The following is a 26,073-nucleotide window of genomic DNA, read 5'->3' as shown; positions in this document are numbered from 1 at the left end:
CCGCACCCGGGGCGCGGCTCGGCCGTCCCGGGCCCACCGGGGACTCGCCGGACCCGGCCGGGGAGCCGCCGCTCCGGTCCACCCGAGGAGCCGCCGTCCCGGCCCCGGCCGGGGAGTCGCACCGTCCCGGGCCCACCCGGGGGAGCCGCCCACCGGCCGACGGGCGCCGTGCCGCGCCGTCCCCCCGCCTCCGCGGGCCGGTCGCCCTGCGACGGACGTCACGCCCGCATCCTGAGACGGGCCGGGACCCGGTGGCACCGCTGTGCCAGACTGCGTGTGTGTCCTCGTACGCCATGATTATCGGCAGCAGGCGCGCCGGTCCGCAGTGACCGTCCCGTATCACCACGTACGGAACGGACACCGTGCCCCAGACCCGCGCGCAGACCTCTCGCACCCGCGAGGGGTTTTTTCGTTTTCCGGTCCACACCAAGACCGGGGCGAGGCACGCGAGATGATGGGGGCAAGTGGAGCCGATTCGTCCGGATCCGCTCACCCGACAGGAGTCAGATCAGCATGACCACCAAGGCCACGGCCCCCGGCGACACCTTCCACGTCTTCGACACCACCCTGCGCGACGGTGCGCAGCGTGAAGGCATCAACCTGACGGTCGCGGACAAGCTGACCATCGCCCGGCATCTGGACGACTTCGGCGTGGGCTTCATCGAGGGCGGCTGGCCCGGTGCCAACCCCCGTGACACCGAGTTCTTCGCCCGTGCCCGGCAGGAGATCGACTTCGCGCACGCCCAGCTCGTCGCGTTCGGCGCGACCCGCAGGGCCGGCGGCAAGGCCTCCGAGGACCCGCAGGTCCAGGCGCTCCTGGACTCGGGAGCCCCGGTGATCACCCTGGTCGCCAAGTCCCACGACCGGCACGTCGAACTGGCCCTGCGCACCACCCTGGACGAGAACCTGGAGATGGTCCGCGACACCGTCGCCCACCTCCGGGAACAGGGCCGCCGGGTCTTCGTCGACTGCGAGCACTTCTTCGACGGCTACCGCGCCGACGCCGAGTACGCCAAGTCGGTCGTGCGCACCGCCCACGAGGCCGGGGCCGACGTGGTCATCCTCTGCGACACCAACGGGGGGATGCTCCCCGCGCAGATCCAGGCCGTCGTCTCCACCGTCCTCGCCGACACCGGAGCCCGGATCGGCATCCACGCCCAGGACGACACCGGGTGCGCCGTCGCCAACACCCTGGCCGCCGTGGACGCGGGCGCCACCCATGTCCAGTGCACCGCCAACGGCTACGGCGAGCGGGTCGGCAACGCGAACCTCTTCCCCGTCGTCGCCGCCCTGGAGCTCAAGTACGGCAAGAACGTCCTGCCCGAGGGCGCGCTCGCCGACATGACCCGCATCTCGCACGCCATCGCCGAGGTCGTCAATCTGACGCCCTCCACCCACCAGCCCTACGTGGGCGTCTCCGCCTTCGCCCACAAGGCCGGACTGCACGCCTCCGCGATCAAGGTCGACCCGGACCTCTACCAGCACATCGATCCGGAGCGCGTCGGCAACACCATGCGGATGCTGGTGTCCGACATGGCCGGCCGCGCCTCCATCGAGCTGAAGGGCAAGGAGCTCGGCATCGACCTGGGAGGGGACCGCGCGCTCGTCGGCCGGGTCGTCGAGCGGGTCAAGGAACGCGAACTGCAGGGCTACACCTACGAGGCGGCCGACGCCTCCTTCGAACTCCTGCTGCGCGCCGAGGTGGACGGCCGGCCCCGCCGCTACTTCCGCGTCGAGTCCTGGCGGGCCATCGTAGAGAACCGCCCCGACGGCACCCACGCCAACGAGGCGACCGTGAAGCTCTGGGCCAAGGGTGAGCGGATCGTCGCCACCGCCGAGGGCAACGGCCCGGTCAACGCCCTGGACCGGGCGCTGCGCGTCGGTCTGGAACGGATCTACCCGCAGCTCGCCAAGCTGGAGCTGATCGACTACAAGGTCCGCATCCTGGAGGGCCGCACCGGCACCGAGTCCACCACCCGGGTCCTCATCACCACAGGTGACGGATCCGGCGACTGGGCGACGGTCGGCGTGGCCGAGAACGTCATCGCCGCGTCCTGGCAGGCACTGGAGGACGCGTACACCTACGGCCTGCTGCGGGCCGGCGTCGAGCCCACCGACTGAGAGCCGTACGTACCCGGGACACGCCCCCCCGGGGACGCACCCCCCGGGGCGCACCCGTCGGCGGGTCACGCCCGCCCGCCGGACCGTCGCCGGACCGATCCCGTCCGCCGACCCCTCCAGCCCCCCGTCCACGCACCCCGCTCGCCCCTGCACCCCCGCCCCCGTACCCCGTCCGTCCACGCGTCCTAGACCCGCGGACGGACGGGTGCCGCCCACGCCGCCGCCTCCGGTGGACGGCCCCGGCGCAGGCCCGCCGTCGAACCGGGGCCCGGTGCGCCAGGCACCGGGCCGGCGCGTCCGGGCGGTGTCCGGGGAGGGGCGATGACGAGGCCCCGGCGTGAGGCCGTACGTCCGGTGCGCGCCCGCGCCGTCGCGGCGAAACCGGGACGGCCCGGCGCCGCCGCGCCCTCGGGCCCGTCGCAACCGCCCGCGCGGGCGCCGCGGTTCCCGGCCGCCGCCGAACGGCCGTCGCGCTCCGGAACGTGTTCAAGAGATGAACGGAAGCGCTTCCGGCGGCCCTCCGGGCATGGGTACGGACCAATCTCGACGTGAAGTATTGACGCCCCTGTTCCGGCGCGGTTAACTCCAGCCGCAACGCCGGTACCGGTTCCGGTACCGGTTGCGGAACCGGTACCGACGGCCGTTCCCGCCACCCTGTCCCGCCTTGTCCCTGGAGGCCCGTTGCGTGTCACCATCGCCGATGTCGCCCGCGAGGCCGGCGTCAGCAAGACGACCGTGTCACGGGTCATCAACCTCAAGGGCGAGGTGGACGGTTCGACCGCGGCGCGCGTTCGTGAAGTGATCGCGGACCTCGGATACGTGCCCAGCTCGGGCGCCGTCGGACTGGCCCGCGGCAGCAGCCGCACGGTCGGGATGCTGGTGCCCTCGCTGACCTGGCCGTGGATGGGCGAGGTGCTCCAGGGGGTCGTCGACACCGTCGAGGCGGCCGGCTACGGCCTGCTGCTCTTCACCTGCAACCGGGGTGCCGAGTCCGTCGAGCGCTTCACCACCCAGGTGTCGGCGCGCGCCTTCGACGGACTCGTCGTCGTCGAACCGGAGAACACCCTCGACCAGCTGACCGCGCTGCACCGGTCCGGCCTGCCGATCGTCCTGATCGACGACCGGGGCCACCACCCGGAATTCCCCTCCGTCGTGACCACCAATCACGAGGGGGGCGCGTCCGCCGCCCGCCATCTGCGGGCCGCGGGACGTACCAGACCCCTCGTCGTCACGGGGCCGACGCACTTCGGCTGCGTACGGGACCGGCTCGCGGGCTTCCGCTCGGTCCTTCCCGCCGGCCCGGTCGTGGACGGGGACTTCACCGAACGCGGGGGCCGTCACGCCGTGGAGCTGCTCCTCTCCCGGGGGGAGCGGTTCGACTCGGTCTTCGCCCACAACGACATCAGCGCGGCCGGAGTCCTGCGCGGCCTTCGGGCCGCCGGCCGCCGCGTGCCCGACGACGTCGCGGTGGTCGGCTTCGACGACATCCCGATGGCCGAACACACCGAACCGCCGCTGACCACCGTGCACCAGCCCACGCGCCTGATGGGCGAGGCGGCGGCCCGACTGCTGCTCTCCCACCTCGGCGGCACCGCCGTACCGGACGGACCGGTCGTGCTGCCCACCGAACTGGTCGTGCGCCACTCGGCGCCGTAACGGACCCGGCCCCGCCGGTCGTCCGTCCCCTCCCCGCACCCGCAGTCCTCCTGGAGTCGCCATGTCCGTACGCCGCCGTCACACCCTGAGAGCGCTCTCAGCCGCCACCGCCGTGGTCGCGCTCGCCGCAGGCTGCTCGTCCGCCAACTCGGGCGCCGGCAAGGGAGGAGCGGGCGCCTCGGGCGTGCTGACCCTCGGCAAGCCGGACGGGCCGCAGACGAACAACAGCAACCCCTTCCTCGCGACCTCGGCGGGCGCCACCCTCGGCTACCGCTTCATGATCTACGAGCCGCTGGCGATGACCAACCAGATCCGCCCCACCGACAAGGCCGACCCGTGGCTGGCCACCGGGTGGGACTGGGAGTCCAACTTCACCAAGCTCACCTTCACGCTGGACGAGCGCGCCAAGTGGGCCGACGGCAAGCCGCTGACCGCGCAGGACGTCGCGTTCACCTTCGAACTGCTCAAGAAGCACCCGGCGCTCAACGGCAACGGCATCCCCTACGACGGCATCGCGGTCGAGGGCGGCAAGGTCGTCCTGACCTTCAAGGAATCGCAGTTCGTCAACCAGAACAAGATCATCACGACCTTCGTGGTGCCCCGGCACATCTGGGAGAAGGTCGAGAACCCGGAGACCTGGCCGAACCGCACCCCGGTCGGCTCGGGCCCGTACAAGCTGAAGACCTTCACCCCGCAGACGACCACCCTGACCGCCACGCCCGCCTACTGGAAGGGCGAGACCAAGGTCAAGGAGCTGCGCTACACCGCGTACAACGACAACAGCGCGGCGACCACGGCACTGGCGAGCGGCAAGCTGGAGTGGTCCTTCGTCTTCATGCCGAACTACAAGCAGCTGTACATCGCCAAGGACGCCGAGAACCACAAGCTGTGGTTCCCCTCCGGCCTCGGCATCCACGGCCTGTGGTTCAACACCGCCCGCAAGCCCTTCGACAACCCGGCCCTGCGCAAGGCGATGGCCATGGTCGTCGACCGCAAGGCCATCCACGTGCAGGCGCAGGCGACGCTCTACCCGGAGATCAGCAACCCGACCGGCATCCCGCTCCCCGCCGGTGCGTCCTTCCTGGCCCCGGAGTACAAGAACGCCACCACGCAGCCCGATGTCGCCGGGGCCAAGAAGATCCTCGACGAGGCCGGCTTCACGCTCGCCGGCGGCGTCCTGAAGGACCCGGACGGCAAGCCGGTCGAGCTGACCTTCACCGACCCGGCCGGCTGGAACGACTACATCACCGGGCTGTCCATCATCAAGGACAACATCAAGCAGCTGGGCATCGAGGCCAAGGTCAAGACGCAGACCGCCGAGGCCTGGGGCACCGACGTCGCCACCGGCAACTTCGACGCCACGCTGCACTGGACCAACAGCGGGGCCACGCCCTACGACATGTACCAGAACATCATGGACGGGGCGATCCTCCAGCCCGTCGGCAAGACCTCCCAGCTCGGCAACTTCGGGCGCTTCAAGAGCCCCGAGGCCACCGCCGCGCTCAAGGAGTACGCCAACGCCACGGACGACGCCGCCCGCACCGAGGCCATGAACACGCTCCAGAAGATCATGGTCGAGGAGGCGCCGGTCATCCCGACGGCCGCCGCCCCGATCGGCGCCGAGTACTCCACGAAGAACTGGGTGGGCTGGCCCACCGAGAAGGACCCGTACGCGGCACCCCAGCACACCCAGCCCGACGCGCTCGAAGTCGTGCTGAACCTCCAGCCCGCCAAGTGAGAGGGGCCGGCACCCGGAAGGCGGCGTCGCGGGGACCGGGGCCGCACGGCCGCGCCGCCGCCCCCGGGTGCCGGCGCTCCGTGCGGCCCCGGCCCTCCGCCCCGCAGCCGCACGCACCCGGCCCCGCGCCATCCCCCGTCCCTCCCATGCCGGACCCTCCGAGCACGAGGAAGTACCGTCCATGACCACCGAACAGTCCGCAGACGTGCGCACCGGTACCGATGTGGTGCTCGAAGCACGCGGAGTCACCAAGCACTTCCCCGTGCGGCGCACCGCCGGCGACCTCGTCGCCCGCAGGCACCGCACCGTCCACGCCGTCGACGACGTCTCGCTGGAGCTCCGGCGCGGCACCGTCACGGCCCTGGTGGGGGAGTCCGGCTCCGGGAAGTCCACCGTCGCACGGCTGCTCGCCCAGCTGTACCCGCTCACCGCGGGCGAGGTCCGGATGGGCGGCAGGGCGGTGAAGGCCGGGCGCGGCCGGTCCTTCCGCACCTACGTCAAACAGGTCCAGCTGATCTTCCAGGACCCGTTCGCCTCGCTCAACCCGGTGCACACCGTGCGCTACCACCTGACCCGCGCCCTGAAGATCCACGGCCGGGCGGGGCGCGGCGAGGCGGAGCTGGAGGCGAACCTGACGGCGCTGCTGGAGCGCGTCCAGCTCACACCTCCCCACCGGTACCTGGAGAAGTTCCCGCACGAGCTGTCGGGAGGGCAGCGCCAGCGCGTCGCGATAGCGCGGGCGCTCGGCGCCGACCCCCAGGTCCTGCTCGCCGACGAACCGGTCTCGATGCTCGACGTGTCGATCCGGCTCGGCGTCCTGAACCTCCTCCGCGACCTCAAGGAGCGGCTCAGCCTCGCCATCCTCTACATCACCCACGACATCGCGTCCGCACGGTACTTCGCGGACACCACACTGGTGATGTACGCCGGCCGCATCGTCGAGGGCGGTGACAGCGAGACCGTCACCCAGCACCCCGCGCACCCCTACACGCAGTTGCTGATCGCCTCCGCGCCCGACCCGGACCGGATCGCGGACGAGGCCGACCAGGAGGAGACCGGGAGCGGCGAGCCGCCCTCCCTGATCACCCCGCCGGCCGGATGCCGCTTCCACCCCCGCTGCCCCCGGGCGATGGAGCGCTGCCGCACCGAGCTCCCGCCGCGCTTCGACCTGGCCGACGGCCAGTGGGCGGCCTGCTGGCTGTACGCCCCCGACGCCACGAAGGAGGCGGCGAAGTGAAGTACGTCCTCCAGCGCCTCGCCTTCTACGCCGTCACCGCGTGGGCCGCGATCACCATCAACTTCCTGATCCCCCGGCTGATGCCGGGCGACCCCGTCGAAGCCCTGATGAGCCGTTACCAGGGACAGCTCGACACCACCGCCATCGCCTCCCTCAAGGCGCTGTTCGGACTCGACGAGAACCAGTCGCTCTGGGCGCAGTACACCGACTACTGGTCGAGTCTGCTGGCGGGCGACCTGGGCCTGTCCTTCACCTACTTCCCCACCCCGGTGGGCGAGGTGCTCTCCGACGCGCTGCCCTGGACGCTCGCGCTCGTCGGGATCACCACCCTCATCAGCTTCCTGCTCGGCACCGGCATCGGGGTCTACAGCGGCTGGCGGCGCGGATCCTGGCTGGACGGGCTGCTCCCCGTCACGACCTTCATCTCGTCCGTCCCCTACTTCTGGCTCGGCCTCATCGCCATCGCGCTGTTCGCGGTGAAGTGGCCGCTCTTCCCCTTCGAGGGCGGCTACGACAGCTCCCTCGTCCCGGCCTTCGACTGGCCGTTCATCTCCAGCGCGCTCTACCACGGGGTGCTGCCCGGGGTGACGATCGTGCTCAGCGCCGTCGCCGGCTGGATCCTCGGCATGCGCAACATGATGGTGACGGTCTCCTCCGAGGACTACGTCATGGTGGCGCAGGCCAAGGGGCTCTCCGAGCGCCGGGTGATGTTCTCCTACGCCGCCCGCAACGCCGTCCTGCCCAACATCTCCGGCTTCGCGCTCTCCCTGGGGTTCATCGTGAGCGGGACGCTGCTCGTCGAGATGGTCTTCAACTACCCGGGCATCGGCTTCCGGCTCCTCCAGGCGGTCGGGGCCAAGGACTACCCGCTGATGCAGGGCGTCTTCCTGGTCATCACGCTCTCCGTGCTCGTCGCGAACCTGCTGGCCGACATGGCCTACGCCCTCCTCGACCCCCGCACTCGTAAGGAGGCCTGACGACCATGGCCGTCACCGCCACCGACGTAGCCGTACTGGACGACGTCCCCGCCCCCGCCGCGCCGAGCCGGTCGAGGTTCCGACTGCTGCGGGGCGGGAAGACCCGCACCGGGCTGCTCATCCTCGCGTTCTTCGTGGTCCTCGCCGTCATCGGCCCGTGGCTCGCCCCGTACGACCCGGACGCGATGAGCGACCAGCTGCTGCAACCGCCTTCCTCCGCGCACTGGTTCGGCACCACGCACACCGGGCAGGACGTGCTCTCCCAGATCCTGGTCGGCACCCGCGGTGTGCTCGTGGTCGGGTTCCTCGCCGGATTCCTCGCCACCGTGCTGTCCGTGCTCATCGGCGTCACCGCCGGGTTCCTCGGCGGGGCCGCCGACGAGATCCTCTCGATGCTCTCCAACGTCTTCCTCGTCATCCCCGGGCTGCCGCTGATCATCATCATCGCGAGCTTCGTCGAGGACACCGGCGACCTGCTGATCGCCTCGGTCATCGCCCTCACCTCCTGGGCGTGGGGCTCACGCGTCCTGCGCGCACAGACCCTGTCCCTCAGGCGGCGCGACTACGTGGAGGCGGCCCGCGCCACCGGTGAGTCGACCTGGCGGATCATCCTCTTCGAGGTCATGCCGAACTTGACGGCCGTCATCGCGTCCGGCTTCGTCGGCACCGTCATCTTCGCGATCCTCTCCGAGATCACCCTCGCCTTCATCGGCGTCGCCGACATCTCCCACTGGAACTGGGGCACCGTGCTCTTCTGGGCGCAGTCCAACCAGGCCCTGGCCCAGGGCGCCTGGTGGTGGTTCGTCCCCGCCGGCCTGTGCATCGCCCTCCTGGGCACCGCCCTGGCACTGATCAACTTCGGCATCGACGAGTTCGTCAACCCGAGGCTGCGCACCGCCGCCGGCTCCTCGCGGAAGGTCCGGATGCGGGTCGGCTTCACCCCCGTGGCCCGCACGGGCACGCCCACCCCGTCCGAGGACCCGGGCACGCGCAGCCGGTCCGAAGACCCCGGCACGCCCACCCCGTCCGAAGACCCGGGCACGCGCAGCAAGGAGCAGTCCGCATGACCGCCGAGCCGATCCTCACCATCAGCGGCCTGAACGTCGACTACGGCACCGGCACGAGCGGCGTGCGCGCGCTGCGGGACGTCGACCTGACCCTGCACCGCGGCGAAGTCCTCGGCCTGGCCGGCGAGTCGGGCTCGGGCAAGTCCACGCTGGCCTACGCCGTCACACGGCTGCTCTCCCCGCCCGGGGTGATCACCGGAGGCAACGTGCACTACCACCGCCCCGGCGCCGAGCCCGTCGACATCCTGTCCCTCAGCCCGGACGAACTGCGGGCCTTCCGCTGGCAGGAGCTGTCCATCGTGTTCCAGGGGGCGATGAACTCCCTCAACCCGGTGCACACCGTCCACAGCCAGCTCACCGACGTGCTCAGGGCGCACCGCCCCGGCCTGCGCAAGGCCGAGCGGACGGCACGCGCCGAGGAACTCCTCGGCCTCGTCGGCATCTCCGCCGACCGGCTCGCCGCCTACCCGCACCAGCTGTCCGGCGGGATGCGCCAGCGGGTCATGATCGCCATGGCCCTCGCGCTGGAACCCGAGATCGTCATCATGGACGAACCCACCACCGCCCTCGACGTCGTGATGCAGCGCCAGATCCTGCGCCGGCTCGTCCAGCTCCGCGAGCAGCTCTCCTTCTCCGTCGTCTTCATCACCCACGACATCTCCCTGCTGATCGAGTTCTCCGACCGCATCGCGATCATGTACGGCGGCCGGATCGTCGAGCAGGCGGGCGCCGCCGAGATCTACGAGGACCCGCGGCACCCCTACAGCGACGGCCTGCTGCACTCGTTCCCCGCGCTGCACGGCCCGCGGCGCGAGCTCAGCGGCATCCCCGGTTCGCCCCCGCACCTGGCCGCGATGCCCGCCGGCTGTGCCTTCCACCCCCGCTGCGGCAAGGCCTTCGAACCCTGCTCCGAGCGGGTCCCGGTGCTCACCGCACCGGACACGGGCCGGGGCCGCGAGGTCGCCTGCTGGCTGCACCACTGACCGCCCCCGGCCCCCACCCCACACACCGCACCCCGGAGTTACGGAGACCCATGAACCTCGTCACGCCCCGCAGCAGCCTGCAGCCCGCCGCCGTCCAGGGACTCCCTGCCGACTTCCGCTGGGGCGTCGCGACCTCCTCGTACCAGATCGAGGGCGCCGTCGCGGAGGACGGCCGCACCCCCTCCATCTGGGACACCTTCTGCCGGGTGCCCGGCGCCGTGCACCAGGCGGAGCACGGCGACACCGCGTGCGACCACTACCACCGGATGCCGGAGGACGTGGAGCTGATCGCGGGCCTCGGCGTCGACACGTACCGCTTCTCGCTCGCCTGGCCGCGCATCCAGCCGGGCGGCCGGGGCCCCGCCAACGCCAAGGGCCTCGACTTCTACAAGCGGCTGGTCGACGAGCTCCAGGAGCGGGGCGTCACCCCCTGGATCACCCTCTACCACTGGGACCTGCCGCAGGAGCTGGAGGACGCGGGCGGCTGGCCGGCCCGCGACACCGCCCTGCGGTTCGCGGAGTACGCCATGCTCGCCCACGAGGCGCTCGGCGACCGGGTCGCGCACTGGACCACCCTGAACGAGCCGTGGTGCTCGGCGATGCTCGGCTACGCCTACGGTGCGCACGCCCCCGGCCGCACCGACCTGGGCGACGCCATGGGCGCCGTCCACCACCTGCTCCTCGGCCACGGACTGGCCGCCCGGCAGATCCGCGAGGCCGCGGGGAGCGGTCCGCTGGAACTCGGCATCACCCTCAACCTGGGCACGGCCACCCCGGAGACCGGCAGCGAGGCCGACCGGGAGGCGTGCCGCCGGGCCGACGGGATGGGGACCCGCCTCTACCTCGACCCGCTCGTCCACGGCCGCTACCCGCAGGACGTCGTCGCCGACCTCGCGGCCCAGGGCATCGCACTGCCCGTCCGGGACGGCGACCTGGAGGCCATCGCCACGCCCCTCGACGTCCTCGGCGTCAACTTCTACCGGGGCGCGCTGTTCTCCGGGGTCACCGAGGACGGGTCGCCGACCGGCGACGACGGCCTGCCCGTCGTCCGCGGAGTGGAGCGCGACCTGCCCCGCACCGCCATGGACTGGGAGATCACCCCCACCGAGCTCACCGACCTGCTGCTGCGGCTCCAGCGCGACTACGCGCTGCCGACCGTGATCACGGAGAACGGGGCCGCTTTCGACGACACCGTCGCCGCCGACGGGACCGTCCCCGACGCCGACCGCACCGCCTACCTCGCCGACCACATCGAGGCCGTCGCCGAGGCCCGCCGGCAGGGTGCCGACGTCCGCGGCTACTTCGCCTGGTCGCTCATGGACAACTTCGAGTGGGCCTACGGCTACGACAAGCGGTTCGGCATCGTCCGCGTCGACTACGACACCCAGCGGCGGACGCTCAAGGACAGCGCCCGGTGGTACCGCGACACGATCCGCCTCACCCGGGACGCCCGCACCGACTGACGCCCCCGCACCGGGCGGGTGAGGCGCCCGCCGCCCGCCCGGGTTACTTTCGACGTATGCGCACGACGCCGCTCGTCCTCCTCCGGACCTGTCTGCTGCTGGTGCTCCTGGCGGCCCTGCCGGCCATGGCACCGGCCGCCCGGGCCGCCCCCGCCACGATCGGTGACGCGGCGGCCGCCCTGCGCGAGGGCCCCGTGTACGTCGACCCGGCGGCGGCCGGCCTGCTCCCGGCGTCCCAGCAGGCCGCCCTGGAGAAGAAGATCAAGGACGCGGACAAGCCGGTGTTCGTCGCGGTGCTGCCCGCCACGTCCGCGTACCCGCCGCAGAACCTCCTGCGCAACCTCCGCACCGACACCGGCATCACCGGCGTCTACGCGGTCCGCCTCGGCGACGGTTTCGACGCGGGCGCCGACCCGCAGGTGATGCCGGCCCGGGCCGTCGGCAACCTCACCACCGCCGTGAAGGCACCGGGTGCGGACACCGACGCCGCGACCCAGCTGAACGCCTTCGTCGACCGGGCCATCGAACAGGCCCGGGGCAGCGCCCCGGCCTCCTGGTCCGGCGGCAGCGGCGGCGGCGCGAGCGGGGTCCCGGTGACCGGCCTGGTCGTCCTCGGCGGCCTGGTCCTCGCGGGCGGAGGCACCGCGTTCGCGGTGGCCCGCCGCACCAGGAGGCGCAAGGAGGCCGAGGAGCGGGCCGCCCTGGAGAAGCTGCGGGTCGTCGTGGACGAGGACATCACCGCGTTCGGCGAGACCCTGGACCGGCTGGACTTCCGGCCCGGCGAGGAGGGGGCCGACGACGCGATGCGCACCGACTACGCACACGCCCTCGACTCCTACGAGGACGCCAAGTCCCGGATGGACGGCGCCCGCCACCCCTCCGACGTCCGCGGCGTCACCCGGGCGCTGGAGGACGGCCGTTTCTCCCTCGCCGTCCTGGAGGCCCGCCGCGCCGGCCGCCCGCTCCCGGACCGCCGCCCGCCCTGCTTCTTCGACCCGCGCCACGGGCCCTCGGTGGCGGACGTCCGGTGGACGCCGTCCGGCGGAGCGGCCCGCGAGGTCCCGGTCTGCGGCGCCGACGAGGTCCGGCTCCGGGAGGGCGCGGACCCCGCGAGCCGCACGGTCGACACCGGGGACGGACGGCGCCCCTACTGGGAGGCCGGCCCGGCCTACGGCCCCTGGGCCGGCGGGTACTTCGGCGGCGGTCTGCTCCCGGGCCTGCTGGTCGGCACCATGCTCGGCTCGATGCTCGCCACCCCGGCCTACGCGGCGGAGTACGGCGGCGGCGACTTCGGCGCCGGTGGAGGCGACTGGGGCGGCGGCGACGTCTCCGGCTCCGACTTCGACTCCTCGGGCTTCGGCGGCGGCGGCTTCGGCGACGGCGGCGGCGGAGGCGGGTTCGACGGCGGTGGCTTCGGGGGCGGCGGCGACTTCGGCGGCGGCGGGTTCTGACGCCCCTCAGGGCTGTCCCGTAACCCCTGGCGGGCGCGCGACGACAGCTACGGCACCTCGCCGCGTTGTCGGAACGCCCGAATACATCCAGTATGCGGACGTCCCTCCGCCTTGCGATGCACCGCATCTGACGCCGCGCGCTGATCCACCGGGGATTACGGGACAGCCCTCAGCGGGCCCCGCCCGCCGTGCCCTCCCACTTCTCCGGGGCCCACAGGCCGGAGCGCTTGAGCGAGGCCGGGCAGTGCAGGTAGATCTCGTCGATGTCCACGACCAGCGCGAGGTCGGGGCGCCGGCCCTTCACCGCCATCGCGTCGAAGAAGGGCGCGTCGGTGAGGATGCGGGCCCGCCCGTTGATCCGCAGCACGGTCATCACGCCGGGGACCAGGTACATCAGGCCGACGTGCGGGTTGGACACGATGTTGTGGAAGCTGTCGCCGCGGCGGTTGCCCGGCAGGTCGGGCATCACCAGGGTCCGCGCGTCCAGGGCCCGGGTGAAGCCGGGCTCGCCCCCGCGCGGGGAGGTGTCGCAGTTGCCGTCGGCGTCGGACGTCGAGACGGCGCAGAACGGAGCCCGCGCCAGCAGGGCCATGTCGTCCTCGGTGAGCTCGTCGTGGACCTTGTCGATGACGACGGGCCACGGCTCGCCCAGGATCGCGCGCAACTGCTCGGCCGACTCCAGCGGCACGGCGCCGGCCAGCGGATCGGAGGCCGGGACGCCGGGCGGGCCCGCGGGGCCGGCAGGGACGGTCACGGGGGTGGCGGGAGCGGCGGGGGCCGCCACGGGCGCGGCGTTCGACAAGGGGTTCTCCGTACCTCGCGGGGGCACTGCAGCGGATCGCTGGTCTGGCACTGTTAGGCTAACCTTACTTATGCTCGCGGGTGCGCCCCGTCCCGGGGGCGACAAGCAAGGGTGAGGAACAGTGCACGACCGCATGTCGCCGCCCCGGGTGCACCGGCTGTGAGCGGCCCGGTTCTCCAGGGAACGAACGAACGGCCCGCCCGCCCGGCGGCCCGGCGCCGTGTGCGCAGCCGCCCCGTCCTGGCGCTCGGGCTGCTCGCCGCCGTGGCGGTGCTCCTGCTCACGGTGCTCGCGAGCCTCGCGATCGGCTCGGGGGACGTGGCTCTCGGCGACGTCCTCGACGGGGTGTTCCACCCCGACCCCGGGATCAAGGGACAGCTCATCGTCCAGGAGGTGCGCATCCCGCGCACCGTGGCCGGACTGCTGGCCGGTGCGGCCCTCGGCCTCGCGGGCACGGTCATGCAGGGCGTCGCCCGCAACCCGCTCGCCGACCCCCAGCTCCTCGGCGTCAACGCCGGTGCCTCGGTCGCCGTGGTCTGCTCGATCAGCTTCTTCGGATTCACCCTCGTCACCCAGTACATCTGGTTCGGCTTCCTCGGCGCGCTCCTGGCCGCCCTCCTCGTGTACGGCGTCGGATCGCTCGGCCGTGAGGGCGCCACCCCGGTGAAGCTGGCGCTGGCAGGCGCGGCGACCAGCGCCGTGCTCACCTCCGTGACCAGCGCGATCCTCCTCCAGGACCGCGAGGGCTACGACCGCTTCCGCTTCTGGCAGCTCGGCGCGCTCACCGCACGGGACGCCGACGTGCTGGCGCAGGTGTCCCCGTTCGTGCTGGCCGGCGCCGTCCTCGCGCTGCTGCTCGGACCGCAGCTCAACGCCCTGTCCCTCGGCGACGACCTGGCCCGCGGCCTCGGCCAGCGGGTGGGCCTGGCCCGGCTGGTCTCGGCGCTCGCCGTGGTGCTGCTGTGCGGCTCGGCGACCGTCGTCGCGGGCCCGATCGGCTTCGTCGGTCTCGCCGTACCGCACGCCGCCCGGCTGCTCACCGGCCCCGACTACCGCTGGGTGCTCCCGTACAGCATGGTGCTGGCCCCCGTCATGCTGCTGGTCGCGGACATCGTCGGCCGGGTCGTCGCCCCGCCCGGCGAGGTGCAGGTCGGTGTGGTCACCGCCGCGATCGGCTGCGTCCCCTTCATCTGGCTCGTCCGGCGCAGGAAGCAGGTGGAGCTGTGACCGGGACCCGGCTCCGGGAGACCCCCGACGCCCGCCTCGCCGACGCCGTCCGCACGGTGGCACGGGTGCGCGGCGGCGGACGGCGGCGCTCCGTGGTGGTGGCGGCCGGCCTGGTGGCCGCCGTGGTGGCCGTGTTCGCCCTCTCGCTCAGCGTCGGCGACATGGTGATGCCGCTCGGCACGGTGGTGGAGACCCTCTTCGGCGGCGGGGACGGCGGTTCCCGCTTCGTCGTGCTGGAACTCCGCCTGCCGCGCGCCCTCCTGGCGATCCTGGTCGGCACCGGCTTCGGACTCTCCGGCGCCGTCTTCCAGTCCCTGCTGCGCAACCCGCTGGCCAGCCCGGACGTCATCGGCATCAGCGCGGGGGCGAGCGCGGTCGCCGTCACCGCGTCCCTGCTCTTCCAGGTCAGCGGCCTCGCCCTGTCCGGCAGCGCGCTGGCCGGTGCGGTGGCGGCCGGCGCGGCCATCTATCTGCTCGCCCGCCGCCAGGGCGTCGCCGGCCAGCGCCTCGTCCTGATCGGCGTCGGCTTCGGCACCGGGCTGAGCAGCGTGGTCTGGTACGTGATGGCGCGCTCCGACACCGCTGACGCGCAGGAGGCGTACCTCTGGCTGACGGGCACCCTGAACGGGCGCTCCTGGGCCCAGGTGTGGCCGCTGCTGACCGCCCTCGCCGTGCTCGTGCCGCTCACCTCCCTCGCCTCCCGCGCCCTGGGGCCGCTGCGGCTCGGGGACGACGCGGCGGCCGGCCTCGGGACCCGCGTCGAGCCCGCCCGGCTGGCGCTGCTCGGCTGCGCCACCGCGCTCGCGGGCGTCGCGACCGCGGCGGCCGGGCCCGTCGGCTTCGTGGCGTTCGTCGCCGGGCCGATCGCCCGCCGGCTGGTCCCCGGCAGGGGAGCGGCGCTGCCGCACGCGGCACTGACCGGGGCCCTGATCGTGCTGGTCGCCGACCTCGGCGCCCAGCACCTGCTGCCGTCGGTGCAGCTGCCGGTGGGCATCGTGACCAGCGTCATCGGCGCGCCCTACCTGCTGCTGCTCCTGGCCCGCGCCAACCGAGGGGGCAGCGGTGGCTGACCCCCTGACCCACGAGACCGACGACACCGATCACCGACGACGAGGGAAGACGGGGCCGCGCCGTGGCTGAGCACACTCTCCGGGCCGAAGGCGTACGCCTCGGCTACGGCGACCGGGAGATCGTCTCCGGTCTGGACGTGACCGTCCCGCCGGGGCGGATCACGGTCATCGTCGGCCCGAACGCCTGCGGGAAGTCGACCCTGCTGCGGGCGATGGCCCGGCTGCTCGCCCCCTCGGAGGGCGCGGTGCTGCTGGACGGCCGGAGCATCCAGGACATGCCGACCAAGGAGGTCGCCGCGGTGCTCGGCATCCTCCCGCAGAGCCCCTCGGCCCCGGAGGGCATCACCGTCTCCGACCTGGTGGGACGCGGCCGCTACCCGCACCAGGGCTGGTTCCGGCGCTGGACGGCCGAGGACGACGAGGCGGTCGCCCGGGCGCTGCTCTCGACCGGCACGCTGGACCTCGCAGACCGCCCGGTGGACGAGCTCTCCGGCGGCCAGCGCCAGCGCGTGTGGATCGCCATGGCGCTCTCGCAGCGCACCGACATCCTGCTGCTGGACGAGCCGACCACCTTCCTGGACGCCAGCCACCAGCTCGACGTCCTGGACCTGCTCACCGACCTGAACCACGAGCACGGCGTCACCATGGTGGCCGTGCTGCACGACCTCAACCTGGCCTGCCGCTACGCCGACCACATGATCGCCATGAAGGACGGGCACATCGTCGCGGAGGGCCGGCCCTCCGACATCGTCACCGAGTCGCTGGTCGGCGAGGTCTTCGGGATGCGCTGCTCGGTGATGGAGGATCCGGCGTCGGCCACCCCGATGGTGGTGCCGCTGGGCCGCCACCACGTGCGGGACGCGGCGGGCGACCCCGCCTCCCCAGCCAAAATTAGGTGAGGCTACCCTAATTGCATGAATGATTCCGCTCCACGCTCGCGTCGCTTCCGCCGCACCCCCGCCCTGATGGCCGGAGTGCTCGCGGCCCTCCTCGTCGGACTGACCGCCTGCGGCTCCTCCGACGACTCCGCCGGTTCCGGCTCCACGGCCTCCGGCAAGGCGGCCGACGGCGCCTTCCCCGCGAAGGTCGCGACGAAGTTCGGCGAGGTCACCGTCGACAAGGCCCCCGAGCGCATCGTCGCGCTCGGCTGGGGCGACGCCGAGACGGTGCTCGCGCTCGGCGGGCAGCCCGTGGGCGCGAGTGACTGGCTGGCCTTCGGCGGCGAGGGCGTCGGACCGTGGGCCAAGGGCAAGTACGACAAGAGCCCGCAGATCATCGGCACCCTGGAGCCCGAGTACGAGAAGATCGCGGCGCTCCGGCCCGACCTCATCCTCGACACCAAGTCCAGCGGCGACCGGACGCGCTACGACACCCTGAGCAAGATCGCCCCGACCGTCGGTGTGCCCGAGGGCGGCGACCAGTACAAGCTCTCCTGGGAGAAGCAGACCCAGATGGTCGCCGCCGCCATGGGCGTCCCGGAGAAGGGCGAGAAGCTGATCGCCGGCACGGAGGCGAAGTTCGCCGCGGCGGTGAAGGCGCACCCCGAGTTCAAGGGCAGCACGATCACCCTCGGTTCCCGCACCTCCGAGGGCTACGGCGCCTACGTCTCCGGCACGGGCCGGGTCGACTTCGTCGAGCGCCTCGGGTTCAGGAACAACCCGGCCGTCGAGTCCAAGGCCGGTGACGGCTTCTCGATCCCCGTCTCCAAGGAGAACCTGGACCTCCTCGACGCCGACCTCACGGTCATGGCGCCCATCGGCATCCCGGCCACCGACATCAGCGACGACCCGCTGTACCGGGCCGTCCCCTCGGTCAAGGCGGGGCACTCGCTGGTCTTCGACGACACGGGCATCAGCACGGCGTTCGCGACCGACTCGGTGCTGTCCACCGGCTACGCGCTGGAGAAGGTCGTCCCGCTGTTCGCGGAGAAGCTGAAGTAGCCCGCCCGGAGCGTCCCGCTCCGAGCGCCCCGCCCGTCCACCCCCGCGCCCCGTGCCCCCTGTTGGCACGGGGCGCGCGCCGGTGCCACGCTGGTCCCGTGGACCGTGACCGGGCGGAGAGGGAGCTCCTGCACGGCCTGACCGTGGACACCAGCAGGCCGGAGCAGCCGGTCCTGCTGGACGACGCGGGCAGGCCGATCAGGACCTGGCGTGAGAACTACCCCTACGACCGCAGGATCCGCCGCAAGGAGTACGAGCGGAGCAAGCGCGTCCTGCAGATCGAGCTGCTCAAGCTCCAGCGGTGGACGAAGGACACCGGCGCGCGGGTCGTGGTGGTCTGCGAGGGCCGGGACGCGGCCGGCAAGGGCGGCACCATCCAGCGCTTCACCGAGCGGCTCAACCCCCGTGGCGCGCGCATCGTGGCCCTGGACAAGCCCACGGACCGCGAGCGCGGCCAGTGGTACTTCCAGCGCTACGTGGCGCACCTGCCGGCCCCCGGCGAGATCGTCTTCTTCGACCGCTCCTGGTACAACCGCGCCGGGGTCGAGCGCGTCATGGGCTTCTGCACCCCGTCCGAGTACGAACGCTTCCTGCGGCAGTGCCCGGACTTCGAGCGGATGCTCGTCGACGACGGCATCGTCATGGTGAAGTTCTGGTTCTCCGTCTCCCGCGCCGAGCAGCGCACCCGCTTCGCGATACGCCAGGTCGACCCGGTGCGCCAGTGGAAGCTCTCGCCGACCGACATCGACTCCCTCGACCGCTGGGACGACTACACGACGGCGAAGATCCGCATGTTCCGCGCCACCGACACGGAGTACGCGCCCTGGACCGTCGTGAAGAGCAACGACAAGCGCAGGGCCCGCCTCGAAGCGATGCGCAGCCTCCTCGCGCGCATCGACTACGCGGCGAAGGACCCCCACGCCATCGGCGCCCCGGACCGCCTGATCGTCGGCGCCGCCGCCACCCTGCTGGAGCCGGGCGAGGAGGACGCCGCGCTCTCACCGACCCGCTTCGCCTCGAACCCGGGCGGACCGGGGGAGCACCCCTGAGGGTTGTCCCGTCATCCCCGGTGGACCGCGCGCGGCGTCGGATGCGGTGCATCGCAAGGCGGAGGGGCGTCCGCACACCGGATGTGTCCGGGCGTTCCGGCGACGCGGCGAGGTGCCGCAGCGGTCGTCGTGCGCCCGCCGGGGATGACGGGACAGCCCTCAGCAGGCCCGGCCGGCCCGTGCTCCTCGCCCGTCGACGCCCGACCGGCCATCGTCCCCCGGCCCGCGGGCGGAGCGGAAGGGCCGCGGGGGCGGGATCCCCGGCGGGGACGGGGCAGCCCCGGGGCCACGGGGGCAACCCCCGTGACCGGCCGGCTGCACGGCGCCGGCCGCCCGGTCGCGGCGGCCCCGTCCTGGCCTGGTCCGTCCGGTCAGGCAGATGTGCCCGTACTGCCGTCGAGCGCGCCCGTGAGATCCGCCCGGCGCCGGATGCCGAGCTTGCGGTAGGTGCTCGTCAGATGGGTCTCCACGGTGCGCCGCGCCAGGTGCAGCAGCTCCGAGATCTCGGCGTTCGTCCGTCCTTCGGCGGCGAGTTCGGCGATGCGGCGCTCCCCGGCGGTGAGGGAGCCGCTGCCCGTGAGGGAGGCCTTCCCCGGGCGGGCCCCGCTGGCGCGCAGCGCCTGTTCCGCGCGGCCCGACAGCCGGACCGCGCCCAGCCGTTCGGCCGCCGTCGCGGCCTCCCGGAGCACCGGGCGGGCGCTGCGGGACCGGCCGGCCGCGGTGAGCTGGAGCCCGTGCCCGATGAGGGCGGGTATCAGCTCGGTGTCGAGGGACGTCCCGCGCAGCAACTCGACCGCCTCGGCGGTGAGTTCCAGACCGCGACGGCCGCCGGTGGCCGCGCCCAGGACGCGCAGCGCACGGCCCCGCACCCGGGGTGTGCCCCACACGTCCGCGTACCGGCTCTCCTCCTCGGCGAGCGCGCGGGCCTCCTGCGCCTCGCCCAGGCCGAGCAGGCACTCGGCGGCGGCCGAGCGCCACGGCGTGACGACCGGGCTCTCCACCTCACGGCCCCGCTGGCGCCTCCCGCACTCCCGGAAGTCCTCCAGGGCACCCGCCGGATCACCGGCGGACGCGCGCAGCACACCGCGCGCGTACAGGAACCGGTTCTGCTCCCAGCTGTCCAGCGAATCCCTGACCTTGACGCCGGCGACGAGCTGTTCGGCCTCGGCGGGACGGCCGCACTCGACGAGCGCGATCACCCGGTGGGCCAGGAAGTTGCCGGCACCCGCGCGCGGTGCGTCGACCGGGGCCCGGAGCCGGACCGCGGTCTCCTCCAGCACCCACCGGTGGTGGCCGTGTGCCGCGGCGTTGTCGACCCGCGCGTTGAGCAGCGACCGGTGGACCGGGTGCAGCGGAGACAGCCAGTGCTCGTCCAGCCCGGTCCTGATGATCCGTTCGGTGTCGTCCGCGGCGTCGGCCCACTGGGCCACCGCGGCGGCCGTGCCCAGCAGATAGGGCACCAGCAGCGGATCCTCCGGGGCCGTCAGCAGCCGCCGGATCTGCCGCAGGGCCGACTCGGCGGACAGCAGCCCGGCCACCGCCTCGTGCCGGACCAGCAGGGCGCGCAGCGCCGGGCTGATCCACTCCGGGGAGCGCTCGGCGCGCTCCCGCAGCCGGGTGTAGACCGCCCGCCGGATCTGCGGGTCGTGATCGGCCAGGAACGCCGAGGCCGTCTGGACCGTGCGGGCGAGCACGGGCTCCCCGTCCAGCGGGCCCAGCTCGCGCAGGAGGTCGAGCGCGGCGTGCGGTTTGCCCCGGCTGACCAGCGCGTTGCTCAGGTGGACCGCGGCCAGCACCCGGTCCCTGGGCCGTTCCTGGAGGCGCAGCGCCTCGGCCAGCCGGGGGATCCCGCCGGTCCGCAGTGTGGCGAACTCCAGTTCGCCCAGTTCGGTGAGCACCGAGGCCCGGCGCTCCCGAGGGAGCGGTTCGTCCAGCGCGCGGCGCAGGTAGCGCGCGGCCGCGGTGCTCCGGCCGGCCCGGGACGCGTCCGCCGCCGCCTCCAGGAGGGCCGCCGCCACCCGGGGCGTCCCGTCCGGAGCGGTGCGCAGCAGGTGGCCGGCCACCGCCTCGACCCCGTCGCCGCGGAGCTGGCGCAGCTCCGCCGCACGCAGGTGCAGGGCCTGCCGCTGCGCGGGCGACCAGCCGTCGAGGACCGCTCCGCGCAGCAGGGGGTGGGCGAAGCGGGGGAGCCCGGTGCCGGGGGCGCGGCGCAGCAGCCCGAGCCGGAGCATCGCGGTCACCCAGCCGCCGACGCGGTCGGGATCGGTGCCGGTCAGCTCGGCGAGGAAGCCGCCGAAGTCGTCGCCGAGCCCGTGCCCCGGCCCCGGGTCCTCCGGCGCGGCCGGTTCCGTACGGGCACCGGGCGCACCGGGCGCACCGGAGCCGCCGGGGGACCCGGCACGGCCCTCCTCGCCGTGCCACGCCGAGTCCTCCAGCTCCGCCAGCGCGCGGGCCACCGCGGTGCTCTCCGGACCCGTGCTCCGCAGCCACCACGAGACCGCGGCCAGGAACGCGCCCGGGTAGAGCTCGGCGCAGTCCTCGGGCAGCCCCGGCTCCGGGCCGTCCTCGTCCGCGGTCCCGGCCCGGCCGCCGTGCGGGAAGACCGCCCGCAGGTCGTCGAGCAGCGCGCGCAGCAGCAGCGGATTGCCCGCGCCCGCCCGGACACAGCCGTCCACCCAGGCGTCGGCGGTGTCCGGGCCGAGGACGCCGCGCACCAGTTCCTCGGCGGCGGGACGGCTCAGCGGAGCGACCGCGTGCATCCGGACGCCGCCCGGCGGCAGGCAGGACGCGAGGCCCGGAACCGGCGGAGCCACGTCGTACTGCCCGCGCTCGGTCACCACCATCAGGACCGGCGTCCCGGCCAGCCGCTGGGCGCACTCGGCCAGCCAGTGCCGGGACGCCTCGTCGGCGAGGTGGACGTCGTCGACGGCGACGAGCAGCGGCGATCCGGCCGCGCGCTCGCCCAGCAGCTGCCACAGCCGGGACGGATGGCGCAGCTGCTGCGGGATCTTCGGGACGCCGTCCCGGAGGGTGCCGAACCCCGGTGGCGAACCGAGGAGTTGAGTGACCAGACCGAGGGGCGTGGCCGCGCTCCCGGCGGACGCGGCGGCACGCAGCACCCGCATGCCGAGCCGCGCGCCCAGCTCGGCGGCGGCCTCCAGCAGGGCGCTGCGGCCGGTACCGGTGGGCGCCCGGAACAGGACCAGCCGTCCTGATCCGCCCAGGGCCCGCTCGGCCTCCGACGCCAGCAGCTCCAGGGCCGGCTCGCGTTCGAGCAGACCCGCGGCCGCGGCATCCGGGGCCCGTGGCAGGACCGGCGGGCGGACCCGCGGTTCAGACGTTAAGGCTTTCACGGGCACCTGCCGCCGATCTCGTGGTCGGTCTCGTGGTGGGCCACGTTGTCGTCGTCCCTTCGGCGCATGAAGGATGGAAGGAGCAGGAACGGTCTGTTCCGTAAGGCAAGATGCGAGGACGCAAGGCATGGTTCATCGAGCCCCGGTGAGAATCCCCGTGGAGGTTCACGCCTCGGACCCGCTGTCCATGGACGGAGCGGTCAGCCAGCTCCGCCGGCACGCCGAGGTTGAGCTGATCGACGAGGGCGCCGGCCGGCCCGGCACGGTCGCCGTCCTGCTGGCCGACGCACTGGACGAACCGGCGCTCTCGCGGCTGAGACGGCTGGCCCGCGCCGACGGCACCAAGGCCGTCCTCGTCACGAGCCTGATCCGCGAGGCGGAACTGCTCCAGGTGATCGAGTACGGCGTCGGTGCGATCGTCTGGCGGCGCGAGGCGACCGGACACCGTCTGCTCCGGGCCGTTCTGGCGGCGTCCCGGGGCGAGGGGGACCTGCCCTCGGACCTGCTGGGCCGGCTCATCGCCCAGGTCGGCACGTTGCAGCGCGGCACGACCAGCATGTCGGGCGCCACGGTGTCCGGGCTGGCGCCGCGTGAGGTGGACGTGCTCAGGCTGGTGGCCGAGGGGTTGGATACCGCAGAGATCGCCAGCAAACTCTCGTACTCCGAACGCACGGTCAAGAACGTCATGCACGGCCTGACGACCCGGCTGCAGCTCCGCAACCGCGCTCATGCCGTGGCCTATGCCTTGCGGGAAGGCTACATCTGATGGCCTGCTCGCCGACGCAAGAGCCCTGAGGGCAGCAGTGGGCCGGCGCAGGGGTAGGGGATCTGCCCCCCTGCCGTCCCCCGGGTGCCTCGCGGGTCCGGGCCCCGGCGGCGACGATGGGGTGGGGTGCTCCGCGCCGTGGCGCCCGTACCCCGCCGGGCCACCCGTGGTCCGGCCGGCTGCGGTGACCGACCGACAGCAGTGACCGACCGACACATGACAGGTCGTTCCGCGACGGCCGTTCGGCGACGGGCGGTTCCGTCGGAGAACGGAACGTGAAAGGGCAGGCCGACCGTGATCCACGAGGTGGATGACATCCTGAAGGGGCTGCTCACCGGCGGCGCCTTCGCCGGATCCGACGTCGAGGTCACCTTCGACGCCCCGACCCGCGACTGGGCGGCCCGGCGCAACGCCCCGACCATCGACGCGTACCTCTACGACATCCGCGAGGACACCAAGCGGCGCCAGCGCGGCAAGATGTCGCTCCGCGACGAGCAGGGGATCGTCCTCAAGCAGCACCAGCCGCCCCGCTGGTTCCGGCTCTCCTACCTCGTGACGGCCTGGACCAAGCACCCCCAGGACGAGCACCGGATGCTGTCCGCCGTCCTGCACACGCTGCTGCCCAAGGAGATCCTGCCGCCGGAGGACCTCAGCGGCACGCTCGCCGGGCTGGGCCTCTCCGTCCCGCTGACCGTCGCGGGGCTGCACAACGAGGCGCGCTCGCTCGCGGACATCTGGTCCGCGCTCGGCGGCGAACTCAAGCCCTCGCTCGACGTGGTGATCACCGCGCCCTTCCTGGCGTACCCGGAGTACCGGGTCGGCCCGCCCGTCACGGAGGGGCTCGGCGTCGAGGTGCGCGGGACGGAGGGACGGCCGGACGACAGCCCGATGCGCTTCCACAGCGCGGTGCGCGTCGACGCCGCCAAGGAGGAGTTCGCCCGGAAGCACGGCACCGACGGCGCGTCCCGGGAGCTGCAGAAGTGAGCGACTCCTCCCTGCCGCTGCTCGAACGCCTCGCGGGACTGCGCGAGCGGGTGGCCCTCCTCGTCGAGCAGCGCAGCGCCACCGATCCGACGGCCACCGACCCGATGCGCGGGATGTTCCTGACGGACGAGGCGGTGCGGCACGTGCTGTCCGGGGGCGCGGGGAGCGCGCCTCCCCAGGGTCCGGAGGAGCCGGAGGGCGCCCCCGGCGTCCCGGACCTGCCGCAGGACCCCGGGGCGGCGGCCCCGGAGGACGAACCGCTGGAACCGGCCGAACCGCCCGAGGAGGACCGCCTCCACTGGCTGGCCCGCTGGCTGCGCCTCGGTCCGCTCGACGCCCAGATCCTGCTGATCGCGCTGGCGCCCGACCTGGACCGCACGTTCGAGCAGCTCTACGGCTACCTCAACGACGACGTCACCCGCCGCCGGGCGACCGTGGCACTCGCACTCGACCTGTGCGGGGTGCCCACCCACTCCGCCGAGGGACGGGCCCGGTTCCATCCGGCCGCGCGGCTCGTGGCCCGCGGGCTGATCGAGATCGACGAGCCCGAACGCCCCTTCCTCAGCCGCTCCCTGCGCGTCCCCGACCGGGTCGTGGCCCATCTGCTGGGCGACGACACCCCGGATCCGGCGCTGAACGGCACCGTGCGCATGCTCCCGTACCTGCCCGGGGAGACCGAGGCGGACACCGGCACGGCACGGGGCGCCGACCCGCTGGTGCGCAGGCTCGCCGAGCAGCTCTCGGAGCGCCCGCTCACCGTGTACCTGCGCGAGCACCGCGAGGGTGACGGGCTCGCCCTCGCCACCGTCGCCCTCGGCGCGGCCGGCATCCCGGCCCTGCACCTCTCCCCGGGAGAGCGGCCGGCCGACCACCGGCCCGAGGAGCACACGCCGGCGGAACGGCTGCCGGCCGAACGCCTCCCGTACCGGGAGCTGCTCCGCGAGGCCCGGCTGACCGGCCGGGCGATCGTGGTGAGTTCACTGCCGGAGCGGCCCGACGAGCTGATCCGGGCCCTCACGGTCGGCGACGTCCCGGTGCTGCTCGCGGACCCGCGCCCCTACGACCCGCACTGGTGCGACCGGGGGCGCGACCCCATCGTGCTGGAGGCCCCCCGGCAGCGGGCCGGCGACCTCGACGCCTGGCGGGCGGCGCTCGGCCCCGAGGAGCCGGAGTTCGACCTGGCACCGGTCGTCGCCGCCTACCGGCTGGGGCCCGGCGGGATCGACCGCGCCTCCCGCGCCGCGCTGGAGCGTGCCGCGTTCGAGGGTGAGGAGCTGTCCGCCGCGCACCTGCGGCTCGCGGCCCGCCAGCAGTCCGCCTCCGGTCTGGAGCGGCACGCCCGCCGCATCCGGCCCGACGTCGGCTGGAACGACCTCGTCCTGCCCGCGGGCCCGCTGGCACACCTGCACGAGCTGGTCCTGCGCGCCCAGCACCGCGAACGGGTCCTCGGCGACTGGCGGCTGAGCGCGGGCGGCGGGCGCGGCCGGGGCGTGGTGGGGCTCTTCGCGGGTGACTCCGGCACCGGGAAGACGCTCTCCGCCGAGGTGGTCGCGGGCGAACTCGGCCTCGACCTCTACGTCGTGCAGCTGCCGTCCATCGTGGACAAGTACGTGGGGGAGACCGAGAAGAACCTGGAACGGATCTTCACCGAGGCCGACCGCACGGACGCGGTGCTGCTCTTCGACGAGGCGGACGCCGTCTTCGGCAAGCGGTCCGAGGTCAGCAGCTCCCACGACCGCCACGCCAACATGGAGAGCGCCTACCTCCTCCAGCGCCTGGAGTCGTTCGACGGGATCGCCCTGCTGACCACCAACCTGCGCTCCAACATCGACGACGCCTTCACGCGCCGGCTGGACCTGGTGGTCGACTTCCCCTTCCCCGACGAGGAGCAGCGCCTCGCGCTCTGGCGGCACAGCCTCGCCCACGTCCCGTGCGCCGACACCATCGATCCGACGTCCTGCGCGGCGGACTTCGAGCTGGCGGGCGGTTCCATCCGCAGCGCGGTCGTCACGGCCGCCTACGCGGCGGCGGGCCGCGGCGACAGCGTGTCGACGGAGGACCTGCTGGCGGGTGCCCAGCGCGAGTACCGCAAGGCGGGCCGGCTCGTCCTGGACGACACGTCCTGGTAGGCCGCTGACATGCCGCGGGCCCGTCCCCCACCGGATCCGGTGGGGGACGGGCCCGCGGCA

19 protein-coding genes are annotated in these 26,073 nt (G+C 73.4%); 17 read left to right on the top strand and 2 right to left on the bottom strand.

Annotation, left to right across the window (positions count from 1 at the left end; genetic code table 11):
• Positions 1–513 precede the first annotated feature (513 nt).
• The 9 genes from cimA (at position 514) to ABZ172_RS27595 (ending at position 12,693) form a co-directional block, all read left to right on the top strand.
• Entirely contained in the window at positions 514–2,121 is a 1,608-nt protein-coding gene (gene cimA / locus ABZ172_RS27635) for a citramalate synthase (protein ID WP_356887651.1), read from the top strand.
• 681 nt (positions 2,122–2,802) lie between these two features.
• A complete protein-coding gene (locus tag ABZ172_RS27630) occupies positions 2,803–3,777 on the top strand; it encodes a LacI family DNA-binding transcriptional regulator (protein ID WP_356887649.1) in 975 nt (324 codons plus the stop codon).
• Positions 3,778–3,838: 61 nt separating this feature from the next.
• Entirely contained in the window at positions 3,839–5,515 is a 1,677-nt protein-coding gene (locus ABZ172_RS27625; RefSeq protein WP_356887647.1) for an ABC transporter substrate-binding protein, read from the top strand.
• A gap of 181 nt (positions 5,516–5,696) precedes the next feature.
• A complete protein-coding gene (locus ABZ172_RS27620) occupies positions 5,697–6,752 on the top strand; it encodes an ABC transporter ATP-binding protein (RefSeq protein WP_356887645.1) in 1,056 nt (351 codons plus the stop codon).
• Positions 6,749–7,729, top strand: a complete 981-nt coding sequence (locus tag ABZ172_RS27615; RefSeq protein ID WP_356887643.1) for an ABC transporter permease — start codon at positions 6,749–6,751, stop codon at positions 7,727–7,729. The genes ABZ172_RS27620 and ABZ172_RS27615 overlap by 4 nt, the downstream gene beginning before the upstream one ends.
• A 5-nt stretch (positions 7,730–7,734) precedes the next feature.
• A complete protein-coding gene (locus ABZ172_RS27610) occupies positions 7,735–8,796 on the top strand; it encodes an ABC transporter permease (RefSeq protein ID WP_356887641.1) in 1,062 nt (353 codons plus the stop codon).
• Positions 8,793–9,779, top strand: coding sequence for an ABC transporter ATP-binding protein (locus ABZ172_RS27605; RefSeq protein WP_356887639.1), 987 nt, complete (start codon positions 8,793–8,795; stop codon positions 9,777–9,779). The genes ABZ172_RS27610 and ABZ172_RS27605 overlap by 4 nt, the downstream gene beginning before the upstream one ends.
• Positions 9,780–9,829: 50 nt before the next feature.
• On the top strand, positions 9,830–11,242 hold the full coding sequence (locus ABZ172_RS27600; protein WP_356887637.1) for a GH1 family beta-glucosidase: 1,413 nt from the start codon (positions 9,830–9,832) through the stop codon (positions 11,240–11,242).
• 56 nt (positions 11,243–11,298) lie between these two features.
• Entirely contained in the window at positions 11,299–12,693 is a 1,395-nt protein-coding gene (locus tag ABZ172_RS27595; RefSeq protein ID WP_356887635.1) for a hypothetical protein, read from the top strand.
• Between the two features lie 169 nt (positions 12,694–12,862).
• Here the strand turns inward: ABZ172_RS27595 and ABZ172_RS27590 are convergent, their stop codons facing one another.
• A complete protein-coding gene (locus ABZ172_RS27590) occupies positions 12,863–13,447 on the bottom strand; it encodes an MSMEG_1061 family FMN-dependent PPOX-type flavoprotein (RefSeq protein WP_356887669.1) in 585 nt (194 codons plus the stop codon).
• 207 nt (positions 13,448–13,654) lie between these two features.
• Between ABZ172_RS27590 and ABZ172_RS27585 the strand changes: the two genes are divergently transcribed.
• The 5 genes from ABZ172_RS27585 (at position 13,655) to ppk2 (ending at position 18,781) form a co-directional block, all read left to right on the top strand.
• The gene (locus ABZ172_RS27585) at positions 13,655–14,722 is read left to right on the top strand and encodes an iron chelate uptake ABC transporter family permease subunit (protein ID WP_356887633.1); all 1,068 of its coding nucleotides are present in this window, start codon (positions 13,655–13,657) and stop codon (positions 14,720–14,722) included.
• Positions 14,719–15,792, top strand: a complete 1,074-nt coding sequence (locus ABZ172_RS27580) for an iron chelate uptake ABC transporter family permease subunit (RefSeq protein ID WP_356887631.1) — start codon at positions 14,719–14,721, stop codon at positions 15,790–15,792. Before ABZ172_RS27585 ends, ABZ172_RS27580 begins: the two co-directional genes overlap by 4 nt.
• A 62-nt stretch (positions 15,793–15,854) precedes the next feature.
• Complete coding sequence (locus tag ABZ172_RS27575) at positions 15,855–16,691, top strand: ABC transporter ATP-binding protein (protein ID WP_356887629.1); 837 nt, start codon at positions 15,855–15,857, stop codon at positions 16,689–16,691.
• Between the two features lie 15 nt (positions 16,692–16,706).
• Positions 16,707–17,732, top strand: coding sequence for an iron-siderophore ABC transporter substrate-binding protein (locus ABZ172_RS27570; RefSeq protein ID WP_356887627.1), 1,026 nt, complete (start codon positions 16,707–16,709; stop codon positions 17,730–17,732).
• Between the two features lie 98 nt (positions 17,733–17,830).
• Positions 17,831–18,781 (top strand): polyphosphate kinase 2, encoded by a 951-nt coding sequence (gene ppk2 / locus ABZ172_RS27565; RefSeq protein WP_356887625.1) that lies wholly within the window; start codon positions 17,831–17,833, stop codon positions 18,779–18,781.
• Positions 18,782–19,152: 371 nt separating this feature from the next.
• Here ppk2 and ABZ172_RS27560 read toward each other — a convergent pair whose 3' ends face one another.
• The gene (locus tag ABZ172_RS27560; protein ID WP_356887623.1) at positions 19,153–22,134 is read right to left on the bottom strand and encodes a LuxR C-terminal-related transcriptional regulator; all 2,982 of its coding nucleotides are present in this window, start codon (positions 22,132–22,134) and stop codon (positions 19,153–19,155) included.
• A 127-nt stretch (positions 22,135–22,261) separates the two neighbouring features.
• Here ABZ172_RS27560 and ABZ172_RS27555 point away from each other — a divergent pair, with 127 nt between their 5' ends.
• The 3 genes from ABZ172_RS27555 to ABZ172_RS27545 all read left to right on the top strand — a co-directional run bounded on the left by ABZ172_RS27555 (position 22,262) and on the right by ABZ172_RS27545 (position 26,013).
• Positions 22,262–22,900, top strand: a complete 639-nt coding sequence (locus ABZ172_RS27555; RefSeq protein WP_356887621.1) for a response regulator transcription factor — start codon at positions 22,262–22,264, stop codon at positions 22,898–22,900.
• Positions 22,901–23,194: 294 nt separating this feature from the next.
• Complete coding sequence (locus ABZ172_RS27550) at positions 23,195–23,884, top strand: DUF4255 domain-containing protein (protein WP_356887619.1); 690 nt, start codon at positions 23,195–23,197, stop codon at positions 23,882–23,884.
• Positions 23,881–26,013: an ATP-binding protein gene (locus ABZ172_RS27545; protein ID WP_356887617.1), complete on the top strand. Its 2,133-nt coding sequence runs from the start codon at positions 23,881–23,883 to the stop codon at positions 26,011–26,013. Before ABZ172_RS27550 ends, ABZ172_RS27545 begins: the two co-directional genes overlap by 4 nt.
• Positions 26,014–26,073: the final 60 nt, after the last annotated feature.

This window comes from Streptomyces sp. NPDC006296 (genome assembly GCF_040613235.1).
GTDB lineage: Bacteria > Actinomycetota > Actinomycetes > Streptomycetales > Streptomycetaceae > Streptomyces.
Note: the sequence above shows the minus strand (reverse complement) of the source record. Positions and strands in the feature narration are given on the sequence as shown.